Raw genomic sequence first — 26,930 nt, forward strand, 5'->3', positions numbered from 1 at the left:
ACCTTATCCGGGATGATTGCTGGCAGAATAGGGCAACAGTGGATGCATGGCGAACCTGCGCCATCTCCTTTATCAAGCAACCCGGAGTTTGTCATATGTCTAAAGCTAAAGGTTATGCCGCGCTCAGCGCCAAGGCGCCTCTTACGCCTTACTCTTTTGAGCGACGCGCCCCCGGCCCCGATGATGTCGTGATCAAAATCGCCTACTGCGGCGTTTGCCATTCGGATATTCACCAGGCCAGGGACGAGTGGGGCGGGGCTATATTCCCCATGGTGCCCGGCCATGAAATTGTGGGTGAGGTGGTCGCCGCAGGCGACGGCGTGACAAAGTTTAACGTAGGCGATCGGGTCGGCGTCGGTTGCTTTGTGGATTCCTGCACCCATTGCGCCGAGCGCGATGTGGATTTAGAGCAATACAAGGAAGGGTTGGTATTAACCTATAACAGCGTGGAGCGCGACGGCAAAACGCCAACCATGGGCGGCTATTCCGACCATATCGTGGTCAAGCAGGGTTATGTGCTGTCGGTTCCCGATAATTTACCCTTGGACGCGGCGGCTCCCTTGCTCTGCGCCGGCATTACCCTCTACTCGCCATTGCGTCACTGGCAGGCCGGGCCGGGTAAAAAAGTGGCTATTATCGGTCTTGGCGGCTTAGGCCATATGGGTGTGAAGCTGGGCAAAGCCATGGGCGCGGAAATGACCGTGCTCAGCCAGACCCTGTCTAAGAAAGAGGACGGTCTGCGTCTGGGCGCCCAACATTATTACGCCACGCAGGATCCGGCCACCTTCGAGAAGTTAAAAAGCACCTTTGATCTGATAATCTGCACCGTCGGAACGGAAATCGACTGGGGCGCCTATCTGTCGCTGTTAAAAATCGACGGCACCATGGTCCTGGTCGGCCTGCCGGAAAAGAAGGTGCCGCTGCACGCCGCGGCCCTGATCGGCGGGCGCCGCAGTCTCGCGGGTTCCGGCATCGGTTCGATTAAGGAAACCCAGGAGATGCTTGATTTTTGCGGCGAGCACAATATCGTTTCCGATATTGAAAAGATTAATATCCAGCAAATCAATGATGCTTATGAGCGGGTGGTAAAAAGCGATGTGCGTTATCGTTTCGTCATCGATATGGCCTCCCTGTAACGGCTGTTGATGCCCACATGTATAAATGCGCTTCGGCGCATTTTTTTTGCCCATATTCTTCAGGGTGGGGGCAAGACTGTCTTTTCACCTGGGGCGTGCTAGCATGGGATCAGAGTTTACCGACCGATTCGGCAGGAGCAGATCATGCGCGACAATCACCTTCAGCAGCAAAATCCGTTTTACCAGCCCAGCCAACTGCCTTTTCAGGCGCCCCCTTTCGACCTGATCCGGGAAAGCGACTATTCACCGGCAATCGAGGAGGGCATGCGCGCCTATCTCGCGGAGATTGATGATATTGCCGCACGGCGCGACGAGCCGACCTTCGATAATACCTATGCCGCGCTGGAGCGCTCCGGCGCGTTATTAAAGCGGGTCATGAGCGTATTCGGCGCCATGACCTCCGCGAATACCAGCGATTCGCTACAGCGCATTGATGAGGAACAATCGCCGAAACTGGCCGCGATGAACGATGCGATAAAATTTAACGCCAGGCTGTTCAGCCGCCTGAAAACTGTGTACGACCAGCGGGATTCCCTGGCGATTTCCGCCGAATCGCGCCGGCTTATCGACGTCACTTATCAGCGCTTTGTCCTGGCCGGGGCGCAATTATCCGCGGCGCAAAAACAACAGCTTTCCACACTCAATCAGGAAGCGGCGACCTTAAGCACGCAGTTTTCTCATCGGCTGCTGGATGCCACCAAACAGGGCGCATTGCTGGTTGACGATATCAGCCAACTCGACGGGCTGTCGGCGCAGGAGATTGCGGCGGCGCGGCAGGCGGCGAATGAGCGCAATCTTGGCGAACGCTGGCTCCTGGCGCTGCAAAACACCACCCAGCAACCGCAGTTGCAAACCCTGGAACGGCGCGCCACTCGCCAGGCGCTGTTCAGCGCCTCCATTTCACGGGCGGAAAAGAGCGACGGCAACGACACGCGGGCCATTCTTCTCCGGCTGGCGCAGGTGCGCGCCGAGCAGGCCGGCCTGTTGGGTTTTCCCGACTATGCCACCTGGACGCTGCAGGATCAGATGGCGAAGACGCCGGCCGCGGCGCTGGAGTTTATGACCCGCATAGTGCCCGCCGCCACGGCGCGGGCCGGGCGGGAAGCCGCCGATATCCAGGCGCTGATCGACAGCGGCCAGGATAAATTTACCCTGGCGGCGTGGGATTGGCAGTTTTACGCCGATCGCGTGCGCAAAATGAAATATGACCTTAACGACGCGCAGATCAGACCTTATTTTGAGCTGGACCGGGTGCTGGAACAGGGCGTATTTTACGCCGCCCGTCTGCTGTACGGTATTGACCTCAAGGCGCGCGCCGATCTCCCGGTTTACCATCCCGATGTCCGGGTCTATGAAGTCTTCGACCAGGACGGGGCGTCCATGGCGCTGTTTTATACGGATTATTTTCAGCGCGACAATAAGGGCGGCGGGGCGTGGATGGGCAATTTTGTCGACCAATCCCTGCTTCTGGGTACCCGGCCGGTTATCTATAATGTGGCCAATTTCGCCAAGCCCGCCGAGGGGCAACCCGCCCTGTTATCCTGGGATGACGTCGTCACCTTGTTTCACGAATTTGGCCATACCCTGCACGGCCTGTTTGCCAGCCAGGAATATCCGGGTCTTTCCGGTACGTCGACACCGCGGGACTTTGTCGAGTTCCCCTCCCAATTCAATGAACACTGGGCCGACGAACCCCGGGTCTTCGCTAATTATGCCAGGCATTATCAGACCGGCGCGCCAATGCCCGACGAGTTGCTGGCAAAAATTGAAAAGGCGTCGCGTTTCAATAAAGGGTATGAAATGACCGAACTGCTGGCGGCCGCGCTCCTGGACATGCGCTGGCATACGTTGAGCGCCGGCTTGCCGGAGCAACAGGTAGCCGAGTTTGAAGCCGCCGCCCTGGCTGAGTTCCACGTCAACCTGCCTTATGTCCCGCCGCGTTATCGCTCCAGTTATTTCCAGCATATCTGGGGCGGCGGTTATGCGGCCGGCTATTATGCTTATTTGTGGACGCAAATGTTGGCGGATGACGCTTTTGCGGGCTTTACGGAGCAGGGGGGTTTAACGGCGCGCAACGGGCAGCGTTTTCGTGATGAGGTGCTGTCAAAAGGCAATAGCCAGGACCTGGCCAAGGTGTATAAGGATTGGCGTGGCAAGGAACCCGATATAACGCCCATGCTGGTTAATCGTGGTTTACAGGAGTAAAGCAGTGCCAGGGGCGGGGAAGGTCCTCGCCCTGAGTGATTGATTTAGACCTTAAACACGACGTTAACGTTTACCACGCGAATGCATATTGGCAGTCCATTCATAAGTGGCTGAAATGTCAGGCTTTAGCTTCTTCTGACGTTTCACTACCCGAACCTGTTTGGCAATGATCTCACGTTCAGCCATCAGCTGGGCGATGTAATCGTCCTTGACATGGTTGGTTTCTGAATTGGAGAGAGGTAGTCCTTTGGCTTTTTTAGCCTGGTCGAGCAGGGTTTTAAGTTGGCGTTGTTCGCTTTCCGTCATGTCTTGCTGCGTCAGCTTGGGAATGAGCATAAATGTCGGCCTGAAAAGGGAAAGGACTACCATTGTAAAGGAAAGTTGGCTCCGTCTCAGTAAAAACCTCATTTAATGTGCAAACTGCCTGGCGGTAAAGCGACAAACGCGATCAGACCTCAACATTATGTTAAATGATGGCCAATGATATGGCCATGGCCGCCCAAGCTCCGGGCTGCGGGCTGCGGGGCCGTCGATTTGTCCGGCCTGAGATACAGGGAATAAAAGCGTGCGTGAACTGCTGTTGCGGCGTCCTGGGTCATTTGTCGAACCCTGTCGCTGCGCTATATTTGCTGTATAACCGTAGCCAGGGTTTCTCAGATTTCACGTAGCGCGATCAAAATTACGGCTTTTATGAGCACGGCATGCAGGAGAAAAGATGACATCACGGCCAGCATCCAGATTGCTGATTATCGATCCTTGCGGACGCATTTTACTGTTTAGGTTTATGCACCGCACGGATGCGCTGGCAGGAACCTCATACTGGGCAACGCCAGGCGGTGGCGTTGAACAAGGTGAGACATATGAGCAAGCAGCCGTCAGGGAATTATGGGAAGAAACCGGTATCATACGCAGCGACGTTGGCCGGTGTGTGGCAGAAAGAAATTTTGTAATGAAGTTACCGAGCGGTGAAATGGTTGCAGCCCAGGAAAAGTTTTACCTGGTGCGAGTGACTGACCATGACATAAGCATTGTGAATTGGAGCAGTAATGAAAAGAGTGTTATCAGCGGGCGCTACTGGTGGCATGCCGAAGAATTGAGCGCAATGAACGAAGCCGTTTACCCGCAGAATATTGCTGAGATGGTGAAATCGATTGGAGTGGATATTGAGAGCGGACATCCATAGTAAGACTGGATGCCGGCAAACACGCCTTAGCCTGATGAGGCAAGGCGAAATCCAGCATCCACATGAAGTCATCTTGGTGCGCATAATGTATATTATGTTAAATAAGAGGGATGAGTCTCAACGATATACGCGCGCTACGTTCGTAACCAGCCCTTTCACATCACTACGCCTATAATACCCCTACGCGTTTACCCATGAAAACATGTACAGTTTGAATGTACGCCAGACATGTACATTTTAAGAGAACAATCCATGCAAACCTATACCTCGACCCAGGCCAGGGCCAAAATTTCCACCGTACTGGATACTGCGTTAAAGGGCGAACCCGTTGAAATCACCCGCCGGGACGGCAGTGCCGCCATACTGATCAGCAAAGCAGAATTCGACGCTTATCAAAATGCCAAACTGGATGCCGAATTCGACGCCCTCATGCAACGTCACGCACATACTGTCCAGGCGCTGACTGACCGTTGATACGCTGGAGAACCTAACGGTCGACGCGGCGACCGGCGTGAAAACGGTTGACCAACTGGCGCAGTGCCTGCGTGAGCGCCTGGATCATAGCTGAATCACGGCAGGTGCGCCATTCACCGGTTGCCCGGCATAGGGCGCCACCTTATACCCGAGCCCCCCGCAGTGATAGCCGAAGGCTTGGCGTGCCACGATGTTATATCTATAAAATCAAATTTTTAACAATATCACCGCCGAACGGCAGTCAACGGATTCCAAGTCTATCCTATCGGTCAGGAAGATCTCTTTTCCGCTGAGAATATCGCGGTAGCGGCTATTGGCGAGCCGCCCGGGCAAAGCGATTTCCGCCTGGGTCAAGCGTTGCTGATGCAGTTGAGCTGGATTGTCGTACAGCATACCGAAGACAAGGCGAGGCGCGATAACGATCAGCGCATCGTCGCTTTCCGCCCGGGCGAAGGCAATGACGTTTTCTGCCTGTTTGCCGGTGGCGGTGAGCGGCAAATAGTCGCCGCGGCGAAACAGCGCCGTCTTCTGCCGGCGCAAAGGCAGGATCCTGGCGATGATATGCTGCTTCAATTGGCCGCTAAGCCAGCCCTCCTCCGTGGCGACGACAGGTTTTTCGCTCCCGGCAAGCAGACGTTCAAGGGCGGTAAAATCCGGTTCTCGCCGGTTGTCGGGATCGACGAGGCTGAAATTCAGCGCTTCGCTACCCTGGTAGATATCCGGCACGCCCGGCGCCGTCAGCTTGATGACCGTCTGGGTAAGGCTATTGACCAGGCCGGCGCGGATAAAGGGCTGCAGCGCGCCGGTGAAATCCTGTAAAAATGTTTGGTTGGCCGGCGAGAGCAGATGGCGGACATAGTCGAGCACGGCTTTTTCATAGGCGTCGTTGCTGTCATTCCAGTCAGTGCGCAGTTTTGCTTCCCGCAGCGCCTTCTCCACAAAGGCCAGAAACCGCTCTTCGAGCGCCTGCAGGCCCTTCCCGTCTTGCGGGTCGAGCGTCACCGGCCAGACACCGGCCAGCGCCTGGAAGATCATCCATTCGACCGCCGGTTTTGGCGCCGCGCCGTCGTCAAGCACGGCGACGCTGGCCTGGTTCATCCGGCGCCAGCGGGCAACGCATTCCGCCCAGCGCTCCGGCGCTTCGGTGAGCGTATATAGCCGTGCGCGGGCATCCTCGCCGCGTTTGGTATCATGGGTCGAGGTGCCTGACAGCGCATCCGGCTGCCGTTCGAGCCGCGTTTGCATTTCCGCGTGGAAGCGGTCGAGCGAGAAGGCGCGCGGCATCGGTTCGGCGCCCACTTCGTTCAGGGCCAGCTCCATGTTCTGCCGGAAGAATAGCGTGTCCTCCACCGATTTCGCCATCAGCGGGCCCGTCAACTGTTGGAAGCGGGTGCGGAAAGTGGCGGCTTCGCCGGAAGCGATATCCGAGACCTCGCCCGCGAGCAGGCGGGTCAGGAAATCGAGCGCCCCGGGGTCGGGAGCGTTCACGCTGGCTTTCACCTTTCCAGTCACCTTGCGCAGCATCTCATCGCCCGCCGGTGGCAGCCCTTGCGCCGTGCCATAGGTGCGGTAGACCGGGAAGGCGACCAACAGCTCGCGCAGAGCCGATCGGGCGGCGTTTTCATCCAGCGCCACCCTTTCCATCCCGGCGATCGCCATAACCAGCTTGAGGAGCGTGGTAAATTCACCCGCGAAATTCCTGTCCACCATCAGCAGCTTGGCCGCCCGCAGTTCGGCTTTCATATCCACAGGCCTGCCCACGACATCGTCATAGGCCTGCCGCAGCAGGTCTATCTTCTCATCGTCCACCAACACATCGGAGAGCGCGGCGATGAATTCGTAACCAGTGGTGCCGGAAATCGGCCAGTCCGGCGGGATCTGCTCGCCCTTGCCGAGAATTTTTTCCACCGTTATATAGCAGTCCGGCCCGGCTTCCTGCCGCAGGCGCTCAAGATAGGCTTTCGGATCGGCAAGCCCGTCCACATGATCCACCCGCAGCCCGTCGACCGCGCCGGTTTGGACCAGCTCGAGGATGAGCCGGTGCGTATCGTCAAACACGGCCTTGTCCTCAACCCGCACGCCCACGAGGCCGGTTATCTCGAAAAAACGCCGGTAGGACAGATCGCGCGGCGCATCGCGCCAGGACATCAGCCGATAGGGCTGGCGCCCGTGGAGCCGGGCAATCGCCCCTTTGTCGGTGAGATTCAGCACCTCGGCCTCGCGGCCCTGCCAGGTTTCGGCGGCAAGCGGGTAGAAGGTGTCGTAATAGGCGAAAGCGGGCCTGCCGGTTTTCGGGTCGGGCTTTACGGCAATCTCGTCGTTTTCCAGGGCGCGTTCGAACGTATCGCCGAGGAAAGGCAAGGTCAGGCGCTCGGACCAGTCGATGTCGAAATGCCGGGCGTAGCGGCTGTTTTTGCCCTTCTCTACCACATCGCGCCACCACGGATTTTCCAGCGAAGCGGCCATGTGGTTCGGCACGATATCAAGGATCAGGCCAAGCCCCGCGCCCTGCAATGTCTTTACCATGCGATCGAAACCTGCCCGGCCGCCGATCGAAGGATCGATCTCGTTGGCGTCGGTGACGTCATAGCCGTGGGTCGAGCCGGACGTGGCGGTAAAGACCGGCGAGGCATAGAGATGACTGATGCCGAGCCGCTTAAGATAAGGCACCAGGCCGGCGGCGCGGTCGAAGGTCATGCCGTTGCGGAACTGAATACGGTAGGTAGCGGTTGGAATCTTCACTTTGCGTCTCCCGGGGCAACACGGACAATAATGGCGTTTTGCGGCAGGTCATTTGCCGCTTTCGGCCAGGCGAATATCGTCTCGCCCGGCTGGTCGGGAAGCGGCTGGGGTGTTTTGCCGATATTGAGCGCGATGGACAGCGTGCCTTTCGGGTAGGTCCAGGTGACGGCAAGGAAACCCGGCGCGGTCTGCACCACGTGGCCGGCATCGCCGCGGGCGGTGCTGAGCAACGGCACCACCTGTTTCTGGCGCAGCGCCAATAATTCTTTGGTCAGCGCCAGCCAGCTTTTGCCCGCCCCGCTATCGCGCTTTTTCCAGTCAAGTTTCGACATGTCGAAGGTGGTCTGCGCGTTCGGATCGGGCACGCTTTCGCCCTCGTGGCCGGCATGGCCCGCGAACTCACGCGCGCGGCCCTCGCGCACGGCCCTGGCGAGGGAGCCATGAAAATCGGTGAAGAACAAAAAGGGATTCGTCTCGCCATATTCCTCGCCCATAAAAAGCAGCGGGATATGCGGCGAGAAAAGCAGCGCGGCGAGCAGAACCCGGGTACGGTCGGCGCCGGCCAGCGCAATCAGTCTTTCGCCCTGGGCGCGGTTGCCCACCTGGTCGTGGTTCTGGATGAAATCGACGAAGGCCGCCGGCGGCTGTCCCGTGCTTTTCACGCCGCGCGGCTTGCCGGTCTGCGCAGAGACCTCGCCCTGATAAGCGAAACCTTCCGCCAAAACGCGGGCGACCAGCTTTTCCGGCTCCCTGGCAAAGTCCTGGTAGTACGCATGCGTCTCGCCGGTGGCGAAGACGTGGACGGCATTGTGGAAGTCGTCGTTCCACTCGCCGGTGAAGAGCGGTACGGAGCCGTCCTCCCCGCGCGGATGCAGGAAAATGACGTTGCGGCTGTCCTCGGTCGTCAAATGGATCGGCCGGTCGGTAATGCCGGCGCGGATACGCTCGGCTATCTCGATCAGTACGTGCTTGGCGGAACTGTCCTCGATCTGGTCTATGGCGTCGAAGCGAAGGCCGTCAAGGTTAAATTCGTCCAGCCAGTAGAGCGGCGCTTCCACGATATAACGGCGGGCCGCGGCAACGTCATAGGCGATGCCGGCGCCCCAGGGCGTCTTGCGCTCCTTGTGGAAAAAATCCGGCGCCAACAGCGGCAGATAATTGCCCTGTGGCCCGAAATGATTAAGGACGATATCCAGCACCACCGAGAGACCATGGCCATGGGCGGCATCGATAAAGGCCTTGAAATCCTCCGGCGCGCCATAGACGGAATGCGGCGCGTAGAGCAGCACGCCGTCATAGCCCCAGCCGCGGCTGCCGCCGAATTGCGCGACGGGCATGACCTCGATCATGGTGATGCCGGTTTCGACCAGGTAAGGCAGCTTATCGATCGCGGCCTGGAACGTCCCTTCCGGCGTGAACGTGCCGATATGCATCTCGTAGACGACCGATTCTTCCCACGGGCGGCCGCGCCATTGCGTATTCCGCCAGCGGTAACGCGCCGGGTCGATGACGAGGGAAGGACCGTCGACATCCGCCTTCTGGGCGCGGGAGGCGGGGTCCGGCACGGCCGTGCCGTCGGCAAGGATATAATGATACTCCGCGCCGGGAGAAACCCCGGTGACCACCAGCTCAAACCAGCCGTCGCCGCTCGGGTTCATCGCCCTGTCTTCGCCGGAAAGCCTGAGCGTCACCTTGTCCTGTCCGGTCGCCCAGAGACGAAAGCGAACGACGCCGGCGGCGACGTATTCGGCGCCCCAGCTTTTGGTAAATGATTTGGATTTCATTCAATTGCCTCGTTTAACCCGGAAGTAAGCAATGGACGATACCGCCCCGTCTTATGCCGGTGATGCGAGTTTCACGTAGAACAATCATAGACGATTATGCAGGAAGTGATGTGCCGCTGCGACAGGCAGCGGTTATGGCGCGACGCCGGCTGTGGGCGCGTTAAGGGTAAGGCGCCCTTAGACCTGGGGCGCCAGCCATCGGTTTATCAGGCGGGAACCGAAAACATTGATCAACAGGCCCAGCATAATAACGGCAACGCCGATGATTTGCAGGATATTGAGCAACTCCCCCAATATCAGGGCGGCGCTGGTTAATCCCACCACCGGCACCAGCAGCGCGAAAGGGGTGACGCGCCAGGTTTCATAGCGGGAGAGCAGCGCGCCCCACAATCCATAGCCGATAATAGTGGAAATAAAGGCCAGATAAATCAGTGAAAATACCGTGGGCGCCTTAATATCCACGAGACTGTCGACGATGGTCTGCCGGCCTTCGAAGATCCACGAGCATACTAAAAAAGGAATAACGGGAATCAAGGCGCTCCAGACAACCAGCGACAGAATCGGCGTGTTGGGCGCGGCGGTCATGATGTTTTTATTGGTGATATTGCCCAGCGCCCAGCACAGGCCGGCGGTCAGCGTCAATAACATACCGAGCGGAGGAATGGCGGACAACGCGTTGCTCATGCCGCCTTCCACCAGCACCGCCATGCCCGCCGCGGCAATGAGCGTACCCAGGATTTGCATGGCCTTGATTTTTTCCCCCAGGAAAATCGTCCCCAGGATGATGGTGAAAAATACCTGTGACTGAAGGATAAGCGAAGCAATGCCGGTGGGCATGCCGATATTAATGGCGCAAAACAGGAAGGCGAACTGCAGGAAACTGATGGTCAACGCATAAAGCGCCAGCCATTTCAGGGGGATTTTAGGCACGGGGATAAAAAAAATAGCCGGAATGGCCACCAGCAGAAACCGCAGGCCGCCCAACAGGAAAGGCGGCATTCCGTGCAGGCCGACTTTGATAATGACAAAATTAACGCCCCAGATTATGACCACCAACAGTGCCAACAGCGTATCTTTTACAGACATCCCCGGTTCCTTCAATATTAATGATATTTAAGCTGATTATGCAATTTGCATCATTTACCCATTAAATTAAAGTACCTGCAAAACAACTTCATTTATACATACAGATGGTATTGAAATAAAACAGTACAGTCGGTTAGGAAAACGCGGGCGCCAAGGGTTTGGGGTTACGGCGGCCATGCCAAGTAGGGTTACCCACCGTAAAGGGATTGATTGCCGTGCCGCGCGGTTTCACTCCGGCAACTGCTGGCGACAGACCCTCAGCACCATTTGCCTTAGCCAGCGATGGGCCGGATCGACCTCTGAACGCGGATGCCACATCTGCGATACCGTAATGCCCGGGGTTTTTACAGGAAGTTCAAAAAGACAGAGCGAGCCCTGCTCGTCCGTGATAGTGATAACCGGTTGATTGATGAGAAATGACGCGGGCAGCAGCGCCACCAGGTCGGACGCCTGGGCCACGGCCAGCGCGGCGGGAAAGCTCGGCACCACGGCCGCGATCTTGCGCGTTAGGCCTAATTCGGCCAGCGCTTCGTCTACCGGTCCGGCAATCCGCCCCCGGCGGGAGGCGACCACGTGCCCGAAAGACGCATACAGGCTGGCGGTGACCTCAGGCTCCAGCGCCAGCGGGTGGTTTTTTCTCACCACACCTACGAACCGGTCCCTGAATAACGTCTGCAACCGTATTTCCGGGCCCATGGCCTCGGCTACGCCTATCTCAAGATCGGCCAGTCCTTCCCGCAAATAGCGTGGACTCTTTTCCGGCTTGGGCGCAAAACGCAGCCGCACGTGGGGCGCCGTCGCCGCCGCGGCGATAAGCAATGCGCCAAACGCCTCGACAAAACCATCGTTGGCGCGCAGGGTAAAGGTGCGGTCAAGCGAGGCTAAATTCAGTTCCGACGCCGCAGGCCGCAGTACGGCGCGCGCCTCCGCTACCGTCCGTTGCGTACGCGCCCGTATTTCCCCGGCATAGGGCGTCAATACCATGCCGCGCCCTGCCCTGACCAGTAAAGGATCGCCGGTGGCCGCGCGCAGGCGGCCAAGCGTGCGGCTCATGGCCGAGGCGCTTAATCCAAGCCGGCGCGCGGCGCCGGCCACACTGGTCTCGGCCAGCAGCGCATCCAGCGCAATAAGTAAATTGAGGTCGGGTTCAGTCATGAAGCATTGTATCCCGGCCGGAAAAATGAGGGAAGGCGTTGGATGCATGTTATCAGTGCAAATGCTGCGTCTTCCGCCCTGTATTGCGCAGGGATATAGTGACTGCATCCAACGTCAATAGCTGCATTGATGGATAGCTTATCGCCAGGCAGCGCACACGCAGAGGAAATAAAGCATGCCAACACCACCTTCCCAAAAGACGGTCCTTCTTATCGGCGCCTCCCGCGGCCTGGGCTTTGCGATGGCGGAAGAGTCGCTGAAACGCGGCTGTAGAGTAATAGCCACCGGGCGAGCCTCGTCTGCTGACCGTCTTTTTCATCTGGCTGAACGCTTTCCTGATTCACTTGAAGTAGAGACCGTGGATATTACGCTGCCCCAGCAGATTGATGCGTTACATGAGCGGCTCAGCGATCGGCGCATTGACCTGCTTTTTGTCAATGCCGGCGTCAAAAATAGCGATCGGGAAACGATAGCGGACGTGTCGACCGATGAGTTTATTCGCGTGATGGTAACGAACGCGCTGAGCCCGATGCGGGTTATCGAGGCGTTTGAGGACCTTGTTCCGCCGACGGGTACCCTCGGCGTCATGTCTTCCGGCCAGGGTAGCCTCGCCAATAACACCAATGGTCATTACGATGTGTACCGGGGCAGCAAAGCGGCGCTGAATATGTTTATGCGCAGCTTTGCTGCGCGGCACGAGGGCGATCCCAGAACGTTTTTGCTGATGGCGCCGGGATGGGTGCGCACGGATATGGGGGGGCCGGAAGCGCGGCTGACTATCGAAGAAAGCATCCCGGCCCTGCTTAACACCATTGAGGCCTATGCCGGGCGCACGGGATTACATTATCTGGACTATCTGGGAAGAACCGTCCCCTGGTGAGTCAACGCCATCGCTATCACGCCGTCTTCTCCAGCGCCGGCCCTCGTTTATCGTAGCCTGAATTGAGGTGATAACCCGGGGCCGGTGCCGCCGGCATTGCGTTATTGCTGTGATGTCTCGGACGTCTGCGGCGTCGCGGCAGCCTGCGATGTTTCCGTTGCCTGCGACGTCGCGGTAGCCTGCGGTGTTTCCGTTGTTTGCGGCGTTGCTGTCGTCTGCGGCGTCGCGGTAGCCTGCGATGTTTCCGTTGTCTGCGGCGTTGCTGTCGTCTGCGGCGTCGCGGTAGCCTGCGATGTTTCCGCTGCCTGCGGCGTCGCTGCCGTCTGTGGCGTCGCGCTAGCCTGCGATGTTTCCGTTGTTTGCGGCGTCGCTGTCGTCTGCGGCGTCGCGGTTGCCTGCGATGTTTCCGTTGCCTGCGGCGTCGCTGTCGTCTGCGGCGTTGTGGTAGCCTGCGATGTTTCCGCTGTCTGCGGCGTCGCTGCTGTCTGCGGCGTCGCTGCCGTCTGTGGCGTTGCGCTAGCCTGCGCCGCCGCCGTCTGCGGGACCGGATCGTCTTTCAGTTCGGTAAACACCGGTTTGCTCTTTACTACGGTATAAGCGATGTGTTTCGCACTGGTGGTCGTGGTGGTGATCTGCACCGGCGGAATGGTGACATGGCCAACCAGCGACCGGGCGTAACCGCCGATCTGATGCTTGCCCGCGGGTACATGCAGGGCTACGCTTTCGCCAGTGGCCAGAGCGCCGGCGTCGCTACCGTCGACGGTAACATAGATGGTCGCGCCATCCGCGGTGCGGGCGGGCACATGCGTCACGGTGACAAGCGTCGGGCCAGTGGTAAAGTCTGCCGCAGGTTTGTCAGCCGCGGGTTCGTCAAATGAGTGTTTTACGCAGCCGGTCAGCGCAAAAGCAGCCGCAATGGCGGCGAGGGTGAAACGGTTGATCATAGCGCGGTATCATCCTTTAGTGCTTTTTGTGATCTAGATCGCCAATATAACAGAAATCGATATTGAGATGAATGCGCCGGCCTGTGAACTAGGAGAAATCTGCTTATGGTTTTATGCCCGCGATGACGGGTAATTGCCCGGCCGAATGGGGATGGCGTACCGCACATGCAGTAACACCCTGCTCATCATTTAGGGTTTAGAATGAAACCAATAAATGACTGATATAGCGACAGGAAAACCTATGCCAACCTTGTATGACCCCATTAATATCGGCGCCATTGAACTGAGCAATCGTATCGTCATGGCCCCGCTTACCCGCATGCGCGCCGTCGACGAGCGCAGCCCCGGCGCCATCACCAAAGAGTACTATGTCCAGCGCGCCAGTGCCGGTCTTATCCTGACTGAAGCCACGTCGGTATCGCCCCAGGGCGTGGGTTATCCCAATACGCCGGGAATCTGGTCGGAAAAACAGGTGGCCGCCTGGCGCGAGGTGACCGACGCGGTGCACCAGGCCGGGGGCAAAATTGTCATTCAGTTATGGCATGTGGGACGGATATCCGATCCGGTGTATCTGAACGGAGAATTGCCGGTGGCGCCAAGCGCCATCGCGCCGGAAGGCTATGTTTCCGTGCTGCGGCCGCAAAAACCCTACGAGGTCCCCCGCGCACTGGAAACCGCAGAAATAGCCGGCATCGTGGCGGATTTCCGCCGTGGGGCCGAAAATGCCCGGCGCGCCGGCTTTGACGGCATTGAAATCCATGCGGCAAACGGTTATCTGTTTGATCAGTTCCTGCATGACGGTTCGAATAAACGCACCGATCAATACGGCGGCACCATCGCCAACCGGGCGCGTTTTCTGTTGGAAACCGTCGATGCCTTATTGTCGGTCTGGCCGGCGGAACGGTTTGGCGTGCATCTTAATTTAATGTCCAGCTCTTACTCAATGCATGATTCCAATCCCAAAGCCATGTTCAGCTATGTGGTCGAGGAACTGAATAAACGGCGGCTGGCGTTTATCTTCGCCCGTGAGTCATTGACTTTTCCGGACCGTTTCGGACCGGACTTAAGGAAAACTTTTTCCGGTGCCTGGATTGCCAATGAAGGCTTAACCAAAGCGTCCGCCGAAGCGTTGATAAGCCAGGGCGAGGCCGACGCGGCGGCGTTTGGCGGCCTGTATATCGCCAATCCCGACTTGGTGCGGCGCTTTAAGCAAAACGCCGCCCTTAACCCGCTTAACCCGCAGACGATCTATGCCGAAGGCGGCACCGGATATACCGATTACCCCGCCCTGGCCTGAAGGCAACGGGGATGCCGTCTCAAGCAGCCGCCACAGCATAAACCCGCCGTCCGGCGACCGGCGGCGGGCCGTGCGCAGGATCCGCAGCGCCGCCGGATAACGGCCTGGCTTTCAGAATTTATCCATCTTGACTCCACAGGAGGCAGGTGCCAGTTTTGATCTTTTGCTAGATAGCCGACATATTTATATGAGGATTATGAGATGAAAAAGATTGGTATTAATGGTTTTGGCCGTATAGGACGTTTGGTGTTGCGGCGCATCCTGGAAACCCGCAGCGAAGTAGAGATCGTCGCCATCAACGATCTTACCTCGCCTAAGGTCCTGGCCTATCTGTTAAAGCATGATTCCAGCTATCGCCATTTTGACGGTACGGTGGATTATACCGACGACGCGATTATCGTTAACGATAAAAAAATCATCGTGTATGCCGAAAAAGACGCCAAGAATATCCCTTGGGGCACCCTTGGCGTGGAAATCGTGGTGGAATCCACCGGGTTTTATGCCTCCGCCGAAAAGTCGCAGGCCCACCTGGACGCGGGAGCGAAAAAAGTACTGATTTCCGCGCCGGCCGGAGATATGAAAACCATTGTTTTTAATGTCAACTGCGACACCATCACGGCGGAAGACCGGATTCTTTCCGTCGCGTCCTGCACCACCAACTGCCTGGCGCCGATGGCTAAAGTCCTGAGCGACAGTTTCGGCATCAAAGTGGGCACCATGACCACCATCCACGCGTATACCGGCACCCAGTCGTTGGTCGACGGCCCGCGCGGTAAAGACCTGCGCGCCTCGCGCGCGGCGGCGCAAAATATTATCCCGCATACCACCGGGGCGGCGAAGGCGATTGGCCTGGTGATCCCGGAATTAAAGGGCAAACTCAAAGGCCATGCCCAGCGGGTGCCGACCATTACCGGCTCGGTTACGGAACTGGTTTCGGTGCTGGAGAAAAAAGTCACCGTCGAGCAAGTCAATGACGCCATGAAAAAAGCGGCCGAGGGGAATGAATCTTTCGGTTATACCGACGAGGAGATTGTGTCTTCCGATATCGTCGGCACCCACTTCGGCTCGGTATTCGACGCGACCCAAACGGAAATCAGCGAGGCGGGCGATGTGCAGTTGGTGAAAACCGTCGCCTGGTACGATAATGAGTACGGCTTCGTCACCCAGTTGGTGCGGGTGCTGGATAAAGTGGCGGCGTACTGATTTTCGCCCTCTCCCCGCCGTCCCCCGCAGGAGAAGGTCAAGGAGAGGGTGAATCAAGCCAGACCGTCGGTTAGCGATTGAGGCTCGCCCCGCCGCCTTTTTTCATTACCGCGCGGATTTCAGATTCGTGCACCAGATTTAAATCGCCGCTGACGGTCAGTTTTAAGACGCTGGCGGCAATCGCAAAATCAATCCATTCCTGGGCGGCGAAGTTATGCAGCAGGCTATGCATTAAGCCGGCGCCAAACGCATCGCCCGCCGCGACGCCTTCCATGACATGCATCTTATAGGCGGTGGACTCGTAAAACGCGCCGTCTTTCAGCAACAGGCCCATCCATTGACTGTCTTCCACGGAATGAATGTTGCGCAAGACGCTGGCCACGATTTTACAGTCCGGGTATTTTTGCGTTACCGCCAGCATGCCCTCTTTGAAGGACTCTTTTTGATCGATGCCACGCGACATATCGCCGTCAAAAGCATCAATCCCGAGCGTTGCGGCGAAATCTTCATCATTGGCGATGCAAATCGCGACATAGGGCATCAGCGTCGACATGACGCGCTGGGCTTTTTCAGGCGACCACATTTTACCGCGGTAATTCATATCGCAAATAACCGGGATATCATGGGCCTGGCAATACTCACAGGCGGCGGTGACAATCCGCTCTAATTCGGCTGAAATGGCCGGGGTGATGCCGGAAAAATAAAAATAATCGATATCGCTGAAAATCGCGTCCCAGTCGAATTCCGCCTGTGTGACCTCGGCGAAAGCACTGCCCGCCCGGTCATAGACCACATTGGTGGACCGCACGCTGGCGCCTTTTTCCAGGAAATAAATGCCTAAACGATTGCCGCCGCGCAGGACTTTCGTGGTATCGACACCGTATTTGCGCAATGTCGACAGCGCGGTTTCCCCCAGCAAATTAGCCGGTAATTTGGTTAAGTAGGCCACCTCGTCGCCTAACAGGGCTAAGGACACGGCCACGTTGGCCTCGGCGCCGCCATAGGTTGCTTCCAGAACATCTGATTGCATAATGCGATTGTTGCCGACCGGCTTCAATCGCAACATCATTTCTCCCAACGTTAATACTTTCATGCTTTATTCCGTATCCTTAAATGATTTTTACAGACGACACTATGCAGATAAAAAGCGGGCGCAAGCTTGATTAAAGGTAAAAAAACGCTGTATTTGGCGAAAAATTAACCACGCCAGGGCGCCGTTCCCCTGGCCGCGGCGGCCTGAACGCCAGGGCGGGACGGCATTGAGTGGGTAAAATGAATAAAAGCGCCGCCTGAGGTGTTAACTCCCCAGTTGCCCTCGTTGAGGATTTACCCATGCCGCGCTTTCTATCGCTATTACCGTTATTGTTAGTCTGCGCCGCCGCCGCGGCGGCCCCGCTGCACTACGACATCAATACCGTACCCACCGCCGTGGTCTTATCGTGGAAAGTCCTGGGCGCGGGCAATTCCCATGCGGATATTACCGGCATAACCGGACGGCTGGACCTTAATCCCCGGCAGGACGGCAATGCCCGGGTGGAAGTGACTATCCCCGTGGGCAATATTGATGCCCATAACGGGATACTGTCCGCTGAGCTTAAAAGTCCGCTATTTTTCGATCAGGCCCGCTACCCCAACGCGACGTTTACCAGCAGCCGGGTGGTGGCGGATGGCAAAGACCAGTATAAGGTGTTCGGCACCTTGCAAATCAAGACCATTAGCCACCCGGTTATCCTGGCGGCAAAATTGGTCTCCCTTAACGACCCCCGGTCCGGCGAACGCCATTTGACCTTTTATGCCGACACCGCCATTGCGCGGTCGGCCTTTGCCATGACGCGCTTTATTCCCATGGTCAGCGATCGGATCGCCATTCATATCATGGTCACCCTGCCCGCCCCCTCGGTGCCATCCGGCACGCCCGCATCATCCCTTGCCGTTGTCAGCTGTCATCCTTTTCCTGTTTGCCCAGGCCAAGCCGGCCGATAAACGGCAGCCGCAGCGCCGGCGTCAGAATATCCACCCCCAGGTTTAATCCCAGGATATTGACTTCGACGCCCTCTTCCACGCCCAGGGTAAAGCCCAGCACGCCCAGCAACGATACCTGCAGGCCTTTGCCGGAAGGAGGCAACCCGACAGGATGGGTCAAGGAACGGAAATCCTTGCCGATGGCATTGGCCGGCAGGTCCAGCTTGAGCTCCGGCACTTCCCGGCCGATATGGGCCAGGAAGGTGTTGCTGTTTGGGCCGGGCCAGCTGCGGTAGGTGCGGCCATAGGGATAGCGTTTGATAGCCGCTTCAATACGCGGGATCATGGCCTCGGCATGGGCGCCGCGATGATCCACCAGCAGCGTCGGACGCGCGCCGAACCAGTATCCGTCGGGAAGGGTGTAATTACGGCGCACCGCGTCAATCCCGCCCCAGCCGATGACCTCGTAGCGGCTGTATTGGCTGGCCCCCGCCGGCTTGAAAATAATCCAGGGATGGACGGCCACGAGTCCACGCCAGCCAAAAGTGGGCGCGGCATAGATTTGCACGATGGCGGTGTCGCGCAGCTGTACCGGATCCGGCGCCATCCCGGTGGAATCGCGCCGGGCCGTCCGCCAATCGCTGCCGGAAAAAACGTCGCCCGCCAGCGCTGCCTTGGCCAGACTCTGCCCGAAAGACAGTAATAACACACAGAGAAACCCAATACTGAGTAGTTTTAGAGAGCCCATATATCCTTTGTCAGCCGGCCGACCCCCGGTTAGGGGTAATAAGGGGCATGTCAGGAATAATATAAGCGCTTATGCGCGCGTGTACAAAATATACGCATCAGCGGGGCGGACAGGATGGCCCCGGCAGCGAGATGTTTTCGGCAACCGGGGCGAGAGGATAATTACGGTGGGTGTTTTCCCGGCGGCAAGGCGCCTCAGAAGTGATTAAAAATCCAGTACAGCCCGGCCGAAAGCAGGATTGACGCCGGCAGGGTCAATACCCAGGCCATCAGCAGGTTGCGCAGGGTGCCCATCTGCAGGCCGGATTTGTTGGCCGCCATGGTCCCGGCGACCCCGGATGACAGAACATGCGTGGTGGACACCGGCAGCCCGAAGGCATCCGCCGCGCCGATGGTGGTCATGGCCACCAGTTCGGCGCTGGCGCCCTGGGCGTAAGTAAGGTGCGTCTTGCCGATTTTTTCTCCCACCGTGACGACGATACGCCGCCATCCCACCAGGGTGCCCAGACCCAGGGCAATGGCCACCACCACCTTGACCCAGAACGGGATATAACGCGTTGCGCCGTCCAGCTCGTGTTTTAAGGCGTCCAGGTTTTGTCTGGAGCCAGGGGAGAGATTGAGCTGTTTTTCCGATTTCAGGCGCTTAATGGTTTCCGAAGCCAGGTACATATCCTTACGGGTATTGGATACCGACCGGGCCGGTATCTCGTTTACCGAACCATATTGTTTCAGTTCGGCGCCAATGGCCCCGGCCAGCCCGGCGAGCGCGGGAATGACGGCCGGCGTCAGGGTGTTGGTGCGGGCATAGCCGGTCAGGACGGCGCGGGCCGCCGGTTGGGGGCCGCCGGCGGGGAATTGGCGCAGCAGTTCGTGCTGCGTGGCCGTCGCCAGCGCGGCTACGCGCGGTATTTGTTCCGGCGGCATCGAGCGGTTTAACGCGTAGGCAATCGGCACGGTGCCGACCAGGATCAGCATAATCAGCCCCATCCCTTTCTGGCCGTCGTTGGAGCCGTGGGCAAACGACACCCCGGTGCAGGTTAAAATCAGCAGGCCGCGTATCCATAACGGCGGCGGCGAATTCCCCTGCGGCGCGGTATACAGCGCGCGATTTTTAACCAGCACTTTCATTACCAGCAGCAGCAGCGCGGCAAAGACAAAACCGATGACCGGCGATAAGAGCAGGGAATAGCCGATATTTATGGCCTGCGACCAATCCACGCCGCTGGTCCCGGTACGGCCGTGGATCAGCGCATTGGCGACCCCCACCCCGATAATGGAGCCAATCAGCGTATGGGACGAGGACGCCGGCAGGCCCAGCCACCAGGTGCCGAGATTCCAGATAATGGCCGAGAACAACAGGGCATAGACCATGGCGAAGCCGCTGCCGGTTCCCGCCTGCAGGATTAATTCCACCGGCAGCAAGGAAATGATGCCGAAGGCGACCACGCCGCTGGACAGCAACACTCCGAGGAAGTTGAAACACCCGGACCAGATCACGGCGACCATGGGCGAGAGCGAATGGGTATAAATCACGGTTGCCACGGCGTTGGCCGTGTCATGGAAGCCATTGACGAACTCGAAGCCCAGGGCGATTAACAGCGCCAGCCCCAGCAATAAGAACGGCACATAGCTGGTATAAGTGGCGCCGGCATCGGAAACATCGTTAAACAGATTGACGCCGGCAAAGGCGATGCCCAGCACCAGCAGCAAGACGAATAACACCACGGACGATCGGCTGTTTTTCTGGTAAATTTTGGGTTTGCCGCTGTCAAAGGAAAGGCTGGATCGGGCAGCGCTATTATCACTCATAATAATCCCCTGTCTCACATTCTCGTGCTGGATGCCTGTCAACGACATGTTGAGCGTGTCGGGTCATTATTCAGGGTTAAGATGAATTTTTGATGACGGCCGATTTACCGGGCGGCCATTAAGCGCCGCGCCGCCGGCGCAACAGGCTGAACAGCCGGCGCCGGCCCCGCCTACACCAGGGTATTGGCTTTCAGGATGGGTTGTAATTCGGGTAACCGGCCTACGTGTTCGGCCATGGCGAACAGCCGCGGCGCATGCTGTTTAAACCAGGGTTTCCTCGGCCCCCAATGGACAAGCACCGGCCAGTAAGCGTCAATTAATGTTACAACGTCACCGAATAAATACGGCCCCGCCCCCAGCTGCGTTTCCAGCCACAGGTAAAGACGTTCGCGGTAGCGGTCGGTGCTGGCGACCAGTTCGCCGGGCTGCCCTGGCGCCCAGCGTTCCGGATAATCGCCATAGGTAAAGGTGGGATAGACATTCGCCACCAGCCAAACAAGCAACCGGTAGAATTGCCGGCGATCCGCGGTGCCGGCCGCCGGCGCCAGATGGGGGTGGCTATCGAGCAGCAGCAGCGCGATGGCGGCGCTTTCGGTCATGATGCCGCCGTCGTCCAGCACCAGCGTCGGCACCTGGCATAAAGGATTGAGCGCGGCCAGGCTATCCCGGGCCGCGCCCGGCCGATCATAGCCGTCGACATTTACCCATTGATAAGGCTCGCCCGCCAGGGCGAACATGATTTCAACAATTGCCGATCCCGCGCCCGGCGCGCCATACAGTGTGAACATGATCACCTCATGCCTGCTATAACGTGGTTGATGGTGATAACTGTAGCGCGAAATAAGCAAAATGGCCCGGCGCCGCGTACCCGATGGTCATCAGGCGGTGGGCACCGTCCCGCCGTCGATAACATACTCCGCGCCGGTAATCGACGCCGCCCGCGCGGAAGCCAGGAACGCGATCAGATCGGCCACTTCCCCGGGCTGCGCCGGGCGGCCCAACGGGATGCCGCCGAGCGACTTCATGATAATCTGCTTACCGCCGTCATAATCGGTTCCCGCCTGTGCGGCGAGCCTTTGCGCCATCGCCACCGCGGCCTCGGTTTCGACCCAGCCGGGGGAAACCCGCAGCACGCGTACGCCATGGGGGCTGACTTCCTTCGAGAGACTCTTGCTGTAGGTGGACAGCGCCGCCTTCGCCGCCGCGTAGGCGGTGGTGGACTCGGGCAGCGGCAGCTGGCGCTGGATAGACGTGACGTGGATAATCACCCCGCGGCCCTGGGCCAGCATACCGGGCAGCAGGGCGCGATCGAGCCGTACCGCCGGGAAAAGATTGAGATCAAGCGCCTGATGCCATTCATCATCTCCCAGCGCGGCAAAGCCGCCGCCCGGGGCCGTCGACCCCCCCAGGACATGAACGATAATATCCACCCCGCCCAGCCTGTCGTTAACGGCGGCGGCGACGGCGCCGCAGCCCGCGGGCGTCGTCACGTCGGCGGCGACGAACATCCCGTCGGGCAGCGACGGCGGGCGGGTACGCGCCGTGGTTATCACGTTAGCGCCGCTTTGGCGGAACAGCGCGACCACGGCGGCGCCGATACCCTTGGTGCCGCCGGTAACCAGCACGCGCTGGTCTTTCAGTGCTAAATCCATAAGTTGCTCTCCGGTGTATTAAGCGTGCCTGCGCGACGAAACGAGCTGTTTTCATCGTGACCGCACATCACGTTGCCGTAGCGCGAGTATCGCCATATACTTTCCTTACCGCAAGAACGCACGAAAAAGTAAGTGACTAACCAAATGGTAAAGCACACCTATACGCCCCTGACCGCCGCCGTCGGCGTGGAAAACGTACTGCGGCTGCTGGAAGGCCGCTGGAAGCTGGTGATCCTGTTTCATTTGTTCGGCGGACAGGTACGACGCTATTCCGATCTGGAGAAACTGATCCCGACCATATCGCAGAAAATGCTGGCCCAGCAGTTGCGTCAGCTGGAAGGCGACGGCATCGTGCTGCGCCACGTCTATCCCCAGGTACCCCCGAAGGTGGAATACCGCCTGTCGGCATGGGGACAGGCGCTGTGTCCCGCCCTTGACGCGCTGCTGACCTGGGCGGAGCAGCGCGAGCATTTATCAGCGCCGGCGCAGAATGCGGCGGATGTCGGTTAATGCGGGATCCGCGGCGTTGCACGCTTATCCCGCATTGTCGCGCGCCGTTGCACCCTTATCGCGCACCGCCCGCCCGCCTGCCTCATTTTAGTACACACCCCTTTCCCTTAATGCCACCCCGGGCCGCTTGCGCAGCGGCGGCGCCCTGCGCGCGGCGAACATAACTGGCCTCGATCTTGCTTTGCAGTTGTACATGTATAGATAACTTCATTCACTGCCGTTTAAGGATCGCTGTCATGCCGTTGCGCACTATCAATGAAGAGAAAGGGACCGTCGACAACGCGTTGTTGCATCAGATCTGGTCGTTAATTGATGAGAAAAAGACGATATTTTGCGATCTCAGCGATCGGATATGGGCCACGCCCGAGGTGAACTACACCGAAATAAAATCCTCGCGGGCGCATCTGGAGATCCTGAAAGCGCAGGGATTTCGCGTGACCGAGGGGGTCGCCGGCCTGCCGACCGCCATGATGGGCGAAGCGGGCGCGGGCGGCCCGGTCATTGCCATTCTCGGCGAATACGATGCCCTGCCCGGCCTGAGCCAGCAGGCGGATGCCACCCAGCCGCTGCCGCTGGAAGAAGGCGGCAACGGCCACGGCTGCGGTCATAATATGCTGGGTTCCGCCGCGCTGCTGGCGGCGACGGCGGTCAAGGATTACCTGGCCGCCGAGGGCATCGCCGGCCGGGTGCGCTTTTACGGATGTCCGGCGGAGGAAGGCGGCGCGGGCAAGGGTTTTATGGTGCGCGCCGGCCTGTTTGATGACGTGGATATCGCCATCTGCTGGCATCCCGGCGCGTTTAACTGCGTCAAGGAGCCCAATTCCCTGGCCTGCAATGAAATCAACTACCATTTTCACGGCCGCGCCTCCCACGCCTCGGCCACGCCCCACCTGGGCCGCAGCGCCCTGGACGCGGTTGAGCTGATGAACGTGGGCGTCAACTACCTGCGCGAACATATGCCGAACAGCGCGCGCATCCATTATGCCATTACCGATTCAGGCGGCTTTTCGCCGAACGTGGTGCAGGCGAAGGCGACCGTGCGTTATCTGGTGCGTACCCGTACCCTGCCCGAACTGCTGGAACTCCTGGCGCGGGTCGACAAAGTGGCCGCGGGCGCGGCGCTGATGACCGAAACCACCATGAAACGCAATATCCTCAGCGGCGATGCCAATCTGGTGGCGAACCCGGTGCTGGAAGAACTGATGCAGTCGCACCTTGAACTGCTCGGCGGACCGGGCTTTGATGAGGCCGATTACGCCTATGCGGCCCGGTTTCAGCAAACCATGTCCGCCGAGGAAATCCACAGCGCGTTTCACCGCGCGGGCAAGGCCATGGCGCCTGGGGAAACGCTGTGCGATTATGTGCTGCCCCTGGATCGGCCGGCCAGCACCATGATCGGCTCCACCGACGTGGGTTCGGTCAGTTGGGTGGTCCCGACCGTGCAGGCGCAAAGCGCCACCTATACCATCGGCACCCCCGGGCACTCGTGGCAGTTGGTGGCGCAGGGCAAATCCACGCTGGCCCACAAAGGCCTGACCCATGCGGCCAAAATCATGGCCAGCACGGCCATCAGCCTCATAAAGCAGCCGGCGCTTATCGCGGCGGCGAAACAAGAGCATCTGCGCCAGTTGAACGGTACGCCGTTTATCAATCCGATCCCCGACGATGTCATGCCTCCCTTTCCCGGCAGCCACTGATGAGCGCCATTGTGGCCGGCTGCCGATTAAACGCTAAGGAGATAGCATGGCGGAGCTAGGTTTTTTCCAGACCCTGAGTTTTGGCCCTGAGGGATGGGGGCCGATGCTGTTGTCCGGCGCGCTGATGACGGTAGCCCTGGCGGTGTCGGGTTTTTTGCTGGCGGGCGTTATCGGCGCGCTGTTCGCCTGGGCAAAGATTAGCGGCAACCGGCCGGTGCGCTGTGTCGCCGATATCTATACCACCGTTATCCGCGGCATCCCGGACCTGCTGATAATCTATCTGCTGTATTTTGGCGGCAGCCAGGCGCTGACATCGCTGGGCAGGCTGTTCGGCGATGGGCAGTTTATCAGTTTCCCCGGCTTTCTGGCGGGCATGCTGGCGGTAGGCATCGCCGCCGGCGCACAGCAGACCGAGGTCTTTCGCGGCGCGTTCCTGACCATTGCGCCTGGCGAGCTGGAGGCGGCCACGTCATTGGGCATGACCGCGTCCGTGCGCATGCGCCGCATTATTATCCCGCTGCTGCTGCGCCACGCCCTGCCGGGCATGGGCAACGTCTGGCAACTGGTGCTCAAGGCCGCGGCGCTGGTGTCGGTGACCGGCCTGGCCGAACTGATGAACAAAGCGCAAACCGGCGCCGGCTCCACCGGCAAGCCCTTTGATTTCTACTGTGCCGCGGCGCTGCTGTATCTGGTGATTTCCGCCTGTTCGGGCTGGTCACTAGGTAAAGCTGAAACCTACTACTCGCGCGGGGTAAGACGCTGATGGACGTGGCATTTCTTTGGGAGACCTTTTTGCAGCTGATCCCCGGCATCCCGCTGACGCTGAAATTGGCTTTTTACTCGGTGGCCATGGGCTTTTGCCTGGCTTTCCCGCTGGCGCTGGCCCGGCTCTCGCCCTTTATCTGGCTCAGCGCGCCGGCGCGGTTTTATGTTTTTTGCCTGCGGGGAACGCCGCTGCTGGTGCAGCTGTTTTTAATTTATTACGGCATGAGCCAGTTTGAGGCGGTGCGCAATAGCGTGCTGTGGCCCGTCCTGCGCGAACCTTATGGCTGCGCGCTGCTGTCGCTGTCGCTGTGTACCGCCGCCTACGGCAGCGAGATCCTGCGCGGCGGCCTGCTTTCGGTGCCCCATGGCGCGTTGGAGGCCGCGCGCGCCTGCGGCATGAGCCGCCTGCTGGTGGTACGGCGCATTCTGTTTCCAATGGCGATCCGCCAGGCGCTGCCGGCCTACGGCAACGAACTGATTTCGATGGTGCAATCCACCTCCCTCGCCTCGATCATCACCCTGATGGACATTACCGGCATCGCCGCGCAAATCATTTCCAATACCTACCGGGCGCTGGAGGTCTTCCTGGTGGCGGGGCTGATTTACCTGCTGATCAATCTGATCATTACCCGGCTGGTGATGTGGCTGGAATACCGACTGACCCCGCATCTGCGCGCGCGCGTCGCCACGGTCGATAAAAAGCCGCTGGAGAATGCGCATTGAGTCATCCCGAACCTTTTTTGCGCCGCAAGGCGAATTTTTCCCCATTGATACAGGAGTTAAACAATGAAATTGGTAAACCTGGTACGCGCGTTGTGCATTACCACCACTCTGGCGACCAGCTTCGGCGGTCATGCCGAAGAGGGGAAAAAATGGACGGTGGTGAAAATCGCCACCGAAGGGGCGTTCCGGCCATATAACTTTACCAAACCCGACGGTACCCTGGATGGATTTGAAATCGATCTCTACAAAGTGCTGTGCGCAAAAATGAAAGTGGAATGCCAGATTATCGTACAGCCCTTTGCCGGCGTCATCCCGGCGCTGAACGCCGGAAAATTCGATGCCATCATGGACGGTCTGTCCGCCACCGAGGCGCGTAAAAAAATCATTGATTTCTCTGCCTCCTACAGTAATGCGGGACAAACCTTCGCGGTGCTGAAAAACAGTCCGCTGGCCGCCTTGCCGGACCTGGGAACCCGGTTTTCGCTTACCAGCGATGAAGCGGGCGCAAAAGCCGAACTGGACAAACTGACCCCGCTGCTTAAAGGCAAAATCATCGGCGTGCAAGGCTCCTCCATCGGCCAGCAGTTCCTGGAAAAATATTTAAAAGGCGTGGTGACGGTGCGCGAATATAAAACCACCGAAGAGCACGATCTTGATCTTAAATCCGGCCGGGTGGATATGGTCTTCGCCTCGGTCACCTATCTGAACGGCGCCAAGACCAAGCCCGGCAACCAGGATATCGTCCTGGCCGGCCCGCAGTTTATCGGCGGTATCCTGGGCAGCGGATCGGCGGTGGGCATCCGCAAAACCGATCCGGAACTGAAAAAGATGTTTGACGAGGCCATTGCCAGCGCCAAGCAGGACGGCACGCTGAAAACGCTGACCATGAAATGGTTCGGTATGGATACTACCCCGCAATAAAGCCCTTTCCCGGCCGCCGGGCCGGGACTCTCTTCTTTCGATACCCCGAATATTT

Annotated in this window: 24 protein-coding genes and 1 pseudogene; 14 read left to right on the forward strand and 11 right to left on the reverse strand. The window is 58.7% G+C overall.

Annotation, left to right across the window (positions count from 1 at the left end):
* The first annotated feature begins 95 nt into the window (after window positions 1-95).
* The gene (locus ACL2XG_RS03645; RefSeq protein ID WP_413722868.1) at window positions 96-1,136 is read left to right on the forward strand and encodes an NAD(P)-dependent alcohol dehydrogenase; all 1,041 of its coding nucleotides are present in this window, start codon (window positions 96-98) and stop codon (window positions 1,134-1,136) included.
* A 144-nt stretch (window positions 1,137-1,280) separates the two neighbouring features.
* The gene (gene dcp / locus ACL2XG_RS03650) at window positions 1,281-3,341 is read left to right on the forward strand and encodes a peptidyl-dipeptidase Dcp (RefSeq protein ID WP_413722867.1); all 2,061 of its coding nucleotides are present in this window, start codon (window positions 1,281-1,283) and stop codon (window positions 3,339-3,341) included.
* Between the two features lie 63 nt (window positions 3,342-3,404).
* Here the strand turns inward: dcp and ACL2XG_RS03655 are convergent, their stop codons facing one another.
* Window positions 3,405-3,677: a DUF3811 domain-containing protein gene (locus tag ACL2XG_RS03655; protein ID WP_410015082.1), complete on the reverse strand. Its 273-nt coding sequence runs from the start codon at window positions 3,675-3,677 to the stop codon at window positions 3,405-3,407.
* A gap of 379 nt (window positions 3,678-4,056) precedes the next feature.
* Here ACL2XG_RS03655 and ACL2XG_RS03660 point away from each other — a divergent pair, with 379 nt between their 5' ends.
* From ACL2XG_RS03660 to ACL2XG_RS03670, 3 genes and pseudogenes are all read left to right on the forward strand, one after another.
* Window positions 4,057-4,524, forward strand: a complete 468-nt coding sequence (locus tag ACL2XG_RS03660) for an NUDIX hydrolase (RefSeq protein ID WP_410015083.1) — start codon at window positions 4,057-4,059, stop codon at window positions 4,522-4,524.
* Between the two features lie 252 nt (window positions 4,525-4,776).
* The gene (locus ACL2XG_RS03665) at window positions 4,777-4,998 is read left to right on the forward strand and encodes a type II toxin-antitoxin system Phd/YefM family antitoxin (protein ID WP_410015084.1); all 222 of its coding nucleotides are present in this window, start codon (window positions 4,777-4,779) and stop codon (window positions 4,996-4,998) included.
* A pseudogene (locus ACL2XG_RS03670) lies at window positions 4,997-5,092 on the forward strand (type II toxin-antitoxin system death-on-curing family toxin); the annotation flags it as partial. The gene ACL2XG_RS03665 and the pseudogene ACL2XG_RS03670, both read left to right, overlap by 2 nt.
* Before the next feature lie 113 nt (window positions 5,093-5,205).
* Here ACL2XG_RS03670 and treY read toward each other — a convergent pair.
* The 4 genes from treY to ACL2XG_RS03690 all read right to left on the reverse strand — a co-directional run bounded on the left by treY (window position 5,206) and on the right by ACL2XG_RS03690 (window position 11,765).
* Complete coding sequence (gene treY, locus ACL2XG_RS03675; RefSeq protein WP_413722866.1) at window positions 5,206-7,740, reverse strand: malto-oligosyltrehalose synthase; 2,535 nt, start codon at window positions 7,738-7,740, stop codon at window positions 5,206-5,208.
* Window positions 7,737-9,524: a malto-oligosyltrehalose trehalohydrolase gene (gene treZ, locus ACL2XG_RS03680; RefSeq protein ID WP_413722865.1), complete on the reverse strand. Its 1,788-nt coding sequence runs from the start codon at window positions 9,522-9,524 to the stop codon at window positions 7,737-7,739. Before treZ ends, treY begins: the two co-directional genes overlap by 4 nt.
* Before the next feature lie 177 nt (window positions 9,525-9,701).
* Complete coding sequence (locus ACL2XG_RS03685; protein ID WP_413722864.1) at window positions 9,702-10,610, reverse strand: EamA family transporter; 909 nt, start codon at window positions 10,608-10,610, stop codon at window positions 9,702-9,704.
* Between the two features lie 228 nt (window positions 10,611-10,838).
* Window positions 10,839-11,765 (reverse strand): LysR family transcriptional regulator, encoded by a 927-nt coding sequence (locus tag ACL2XG_RS03690; protein ID WP_413722863.1) that lies wholly within the window; start codon window positions 11,763-11,765, stop codon window positions 10,839-10,841.
* 175 nt (window positions 11,766-11,940) lie between these two features.
* Here ACL2XG_RS03690 and ACL2XG_RS03695 point away from each other — a divergent pair, with 175 nt between their 5' ends.
* Complete coding sequence (locus tag ACL2XG_RS03695; protein ID WP_413722862.1) at window positions 11,941-12,645, forward strand: SDR family NAD(P)-dependent oxidoreductase; 705 nt, start codon at window positions 11,941-11,943, stop codon at window positions 12,643-12,645.
* A 101-nt stretch (window positions 12,646-12,746) separates the two neighbouring features.
* On the opposite strand, the gene ACL2XG_RS03700 is transcribed toward ACL2XG_RS03695, so the two are convergent.
* A complete protein-coding gene (locus ACL2XG_RS03700) occupies window positions 12,747-13,589 on the reverse strand; it encodes a hypothetical protein (protein ID WP_413722861.1) in 843 nt (280 codons plus the stop codon).
* A gap of 241 nt (window positions 13,590-13,830) precedes the next feature.
* Between ACL2XG_RS03700 and ACL2XG_RS03705 the strand changes: the two genes are divergently transcribed.
* Together ACL2XG_RS03705 and gap are read left to right on the forward strand one after the other, a co-directional pair.
* Window positions 13,831-14,886: an alkene reductase gene (locus tag ACL2XG_RS03705; protein ID WP_413722860.1), complete on the forward strand. Its 1,056-nt coding sequence runs from the start codon at window positions 13,831-13,833 to the stop codon at window positions 14,884-14,886.
* A gap of 201 nt (window positions 14,887-15,087) precedes the next feature.
* A complete protein-coding gene (gene gap, locus ACL2XG_RS03710; RefSeq protein ID WP_413722859.1) occupies window positions 15,088-16,089 on the forward strand; it encodes a type I glyceraldehyde-3-phosphate dehydrogenase in 1,002 nt (333 codons plus the stop codon).
* A 70-nt stretch (window positions 16,090-16,159) separates the two neighbouring features.
* Here the strand turns inward: gap and ACL2XG_RS03715 are convergent, their stop codons facing one another.
* On the reverse strand, window positions 16,160-17,182 hold the full coding sequence (locus tag ACL2XG_RS03715; RefSeq protein ID WP_410015093.1) for a PfkB family carbohydrate kinase: 1,023 nt from the start codon (window positions 17,180-17,182) through the stop codon (window positions 16,160-16,162).
* Between the two features lie 239 nt (window positions 17,183-17,421).
* On the opposite strand from ACL2XG_RS03715, the gene ACL2XG_RS03720 reads away from it, so the two are divergent.
* Window positions 17,422-18,072, forward strand: coding sequence for a YceI family protein (locus tag ACL2XG_RS03720; protein ID WP_413722858.1), 651 nt, complete (start codon window positions 17,422-17,424; stop codon window positions 18,070-18,072).
* On the opposite strand, the gene ACL2XG_RS03725 is transcribed toward ACL2XG_RS03720, so the two are convergent.
* The 4 genes from ACL2XG_RS03725 to ACL2XG_RS03740 all read right to left on the reverse strand — a co-directional run bounded on the left by ACL2XG_RS03725 (window position 18,026) and on the right by ACL2XG_RS03740 (window position 22,259).
* Entirely contained in the window at window positions 18,026-18,799 is a 774-nt protein-coding gene (locus ACL2XG_RS03725; protein WP_413722857.1) for a DUF3750 domain-containing protein, read from the reverse strand. The genes ACL2XG_RS03720 and ACL2XG_RS03725 overlap by 47 nt on opposite strands.
* 194 nt (window positions 18,800-18,993) lie before the next feature.
* Complete coding sequence (locus ACL2XG_RS03730; protein ID WP_413722856.1) at window positions 18,994-20,607, reverse strand: inorganic phosphate transporter; 1,614 nt, start codon at window positions 20,605-20,607, stop codon at window positions 18,994-18,996.
* Window positions 20,608-20,777: 170 nt separating this feature from the next.
* Entirely contained in the window at window positions 20,778-21,395 is a 618-nt protein-coding gene (locus ACL2XG_RS03735; protein WP_413722855.1) for a glutathione S-transferase family protein, read from the reverse strand.
* A gap of 90 nt (window positions 21,396-21,485) precedes the next feature.
* Entirely contained in the window at window positions 21,486-22,259 is a 774-nt protein-coding gene (locus tag ACL2XG_RS03740) for an SDR family oxidoreductase (RefSeq protein ID WP_413722854.1), read from the reverse strand.
* 144 nt (window positions 22,260-22,403) lie between these two features.
* Here ACL2XG_RS03740 and ACL2XG_RS03745 point away from each other — a divergent pair, with 144 nt between their 5' ends.
* The 5 genes from ACL2XG_RS03745 (at window position 22,404) to ACL2XG_RS03765 (ending at window position 26,875) form a co-directional block, all read left to right on the forward strand.
* A complete protein-coding gene (locus ACL2XG_RS03745; protein ID WP_410016548.1) occupies window positions 22,404-22,769 on the forward strand; it encodes a winged helix-turn-helix transcriptional regulator in 366 nt (121 codons plus the stop codon).
* Window positions 22,770-23,005: 236 nt separating this feature from the next.
* Window positions 23,006-24,466: a M20 family metallopeptidase gene (locus tag ACL2XG_RS03750; RefSeq protein ID WP_410015099.1), complete on the forward strand. Its 1,461-nt coding sequence runs from the start codon at window positions 23,006-23,008 to the stop codon at window positions 24,464-24,466.
* A 46-nt stretch (window positions 24,467-24,512) separates the two neighbouring features.
* Complete coding sequence (locus ACL2XG_RS03755; protein WP_410015100.1) at window positions 24,513-25,229, forward strand: ABC transporter permease; 717 nt, start codon at window positions 24,513-24,515, stop codon at window positions 25,227-25,229.
* Window positions 25,229-25,954, forward strand: a complete 726-nt coding sequence (locus ACL2XG_RS03760; protein ID WP_410015101.1) for an ABC transporter permease — start codon at window positions 25,229-25,231, stop codon at window positions 25,952-25,954. The genes ACL2XG_RS03755 and ACL2XG_RS03760 overlap by 1 nt, the downstream gene beginning before the upstream one ends.
* Before the next feature lie 63 nt (window positions 25,955-26,017).
* Window positions 26,018-26,875: a transporter substrate-binding domain-containing protein gene (locus tag ACL2XG_RS03765; protein WP_410015102.1), complete on the forward strand. Its 858-nt coding sequence runs from the start codon at window positions 26,018-26,020 to the stop codon at window positions 26,873-26,875.
* Window positions 26,876-26,930 lie beyond the last annotated feature (55 nt).

This window comes from Sodalis sp. RH24 (genome assembly GCF_047324145.1).
Classification (GTDB): Bacteria; Pseudomonadota; Gammaproteobacteria; order Enterobacterales; family Enterobacteriaceae; genus Acerihabitans.

Coding starts and splice junctions, on each gene's coding strand:
- ACL2XG_RS03645 (WP_413722868.1), top strand. CDS start 96: ATGTCTAAAGCTAAAGGTTATGCCGCGCTCAGCGCCAAGGCGCCTCTT.
- dcp (WP_413722867.1), top strand. CDS start 1,281: ATGCGCGACAATCACCTTCAGCAGCAAAATCCGTTTTACCAGCCCAGC.
- ACL2XG_RS03655 (WP_410015082.1), bottom strand. CDS start 3,677: ATGCTCATTCCCAAGCTGACGCAGCAAGACATGACGGAAAGCGAACAA.
- ACL2XG_RS03660 (WP_410015083.1), top strand. CDS start 4,057: ATGACATCACGGCCAGCATCCAGATTGCTGATTATCGATCCTTGCGGA.
- ACL2XG_RS03665 (WP_410015084.1), top strand. CDS start 4,777: ATGCAAACCTATACCTCGACCCAGGCCAGGGCCAAAATTTCCACCGTA.
- treZ (WP_413722865.1), bottom strand. CDS start 9,524: ATGAAATCCAAATCATTTACCAAAAGCTGGGGCGCCGAATACGTCGCC.
- ACL2XG_RS03685 (WP_413722864.1), bottom strand. CDS start 10,610: ATGTCTGTAAAAGATACGCTGTTGGCACTGTTGGTGGTCATAATCTGG.
- ACL2XG_RS03690 (WP_413722863.1), bottom strand. CDS start 11,765: ATGACTGAACCCGACCTCAATTTACTTATTGCGCTGGATGCGCTGCTG.
- ACL2XG_RS03695 (WP_413722862.1), top strand. CDS start 11,941: ATGCCAACACCACCTTCCCAAAAGACGGTCCTTCTTATCGGCGCCTCC.
- ACL2XG_RS03700 (WP_413722861.1), bottom strand. CDS start 13,589: ATGATCAACCGTTTCACCCTCGCCGCCATTGCGGCTGCTTTTGCGCTG.
- ACL2XG_RS03705 (WP_413722860.1), top strand. CDS start 13,831: ATGCCAACCTTGTATGACCCCATTAATATCGGCGCCATTGAACTGAGC.
- gap (WP_413722859.1), top strand. CDS start 15,088: ATGAAAAAGATTGGTATTAATGGTTTTGGCCGTATAGGACGTTTGGTG.
- ACL2XG_RS03715 (WP_410015093.1), bottom strand. CDS start 17,182: ATGAAAGTATTAACGTTGGGAGAAATGATGTTGCGATTGAAGCCGGTC.
- ACL2XG_RS03720 (WP_413722858.1), top strand. CDS start 17,422: ATGCCGCGCTTTCTATCGCTATTACCGTTATTGTTAGTCTGCGCCGCC.
- ACL2XG_RS03725 (WP_413722857.1), bottom strand. CDS start 18,799: ATGGGCTCTCTAAAACTACTCAGTATTGGGTTTCTCTGTGTGTTATTA.
- ACL2XG_RS03730 (WP_413722856.1), bottom strand. CDS start 20,607: ATGAGTGATAATAGCGCTGCCCGATCCAGCCTTTCCTTTGACAGCGGC.
- ACL2XG_RS03735 (WP_413722855.1), bottom strand. CDS start 21,395: ATGTTCACACTGTATGGCGCGCCGGGCGCGGGATCGGCAATTGTTGAA.
- ACL2XG_RS03740 (WP_413722854.1), bottom strand. CDS start 22,259: ATGGATTTAGCACTGAAAGACCAGCGCGTGCTGGTTACCGGCGGCACC.
- ACL2XG_RS03745 (WP_410016548.1), top strand. CDS start 22,404: ATGGTAAAGCACACCTATACGCCCCTGACCGCCGCCGTCGGCGTGGAA.
- ACL2XG_RS03750 (WP_410015099.1), top strand. CDS start 23,006: ATGCCGTTGCGCACTATCAATGAAGAGAAAGGGACCGTCGACAACGCG.
- ACL2XG_RS03755 (WP_410015100.1), top strand. CDS start 24,513: ATGGCGGAGCTAGGTTTTTTCCAGACCCTGAGTTTTGGCCCTGAGGGA.
- ACL2XG_RS03760 (WP_410015101.1), top strand. CDS start 25,229: ATGGACGTGGCATTTCTTTGGGAGACCTTTTTGCAGCTGATCCCCGGC.
- ACL2XG_RS03765 (WP_410015102.1), top strand. CDS start 26,018: ATGAAATTGGTAAACCTGGTACGCGCGTTGTGCATTACCACCACTCTG.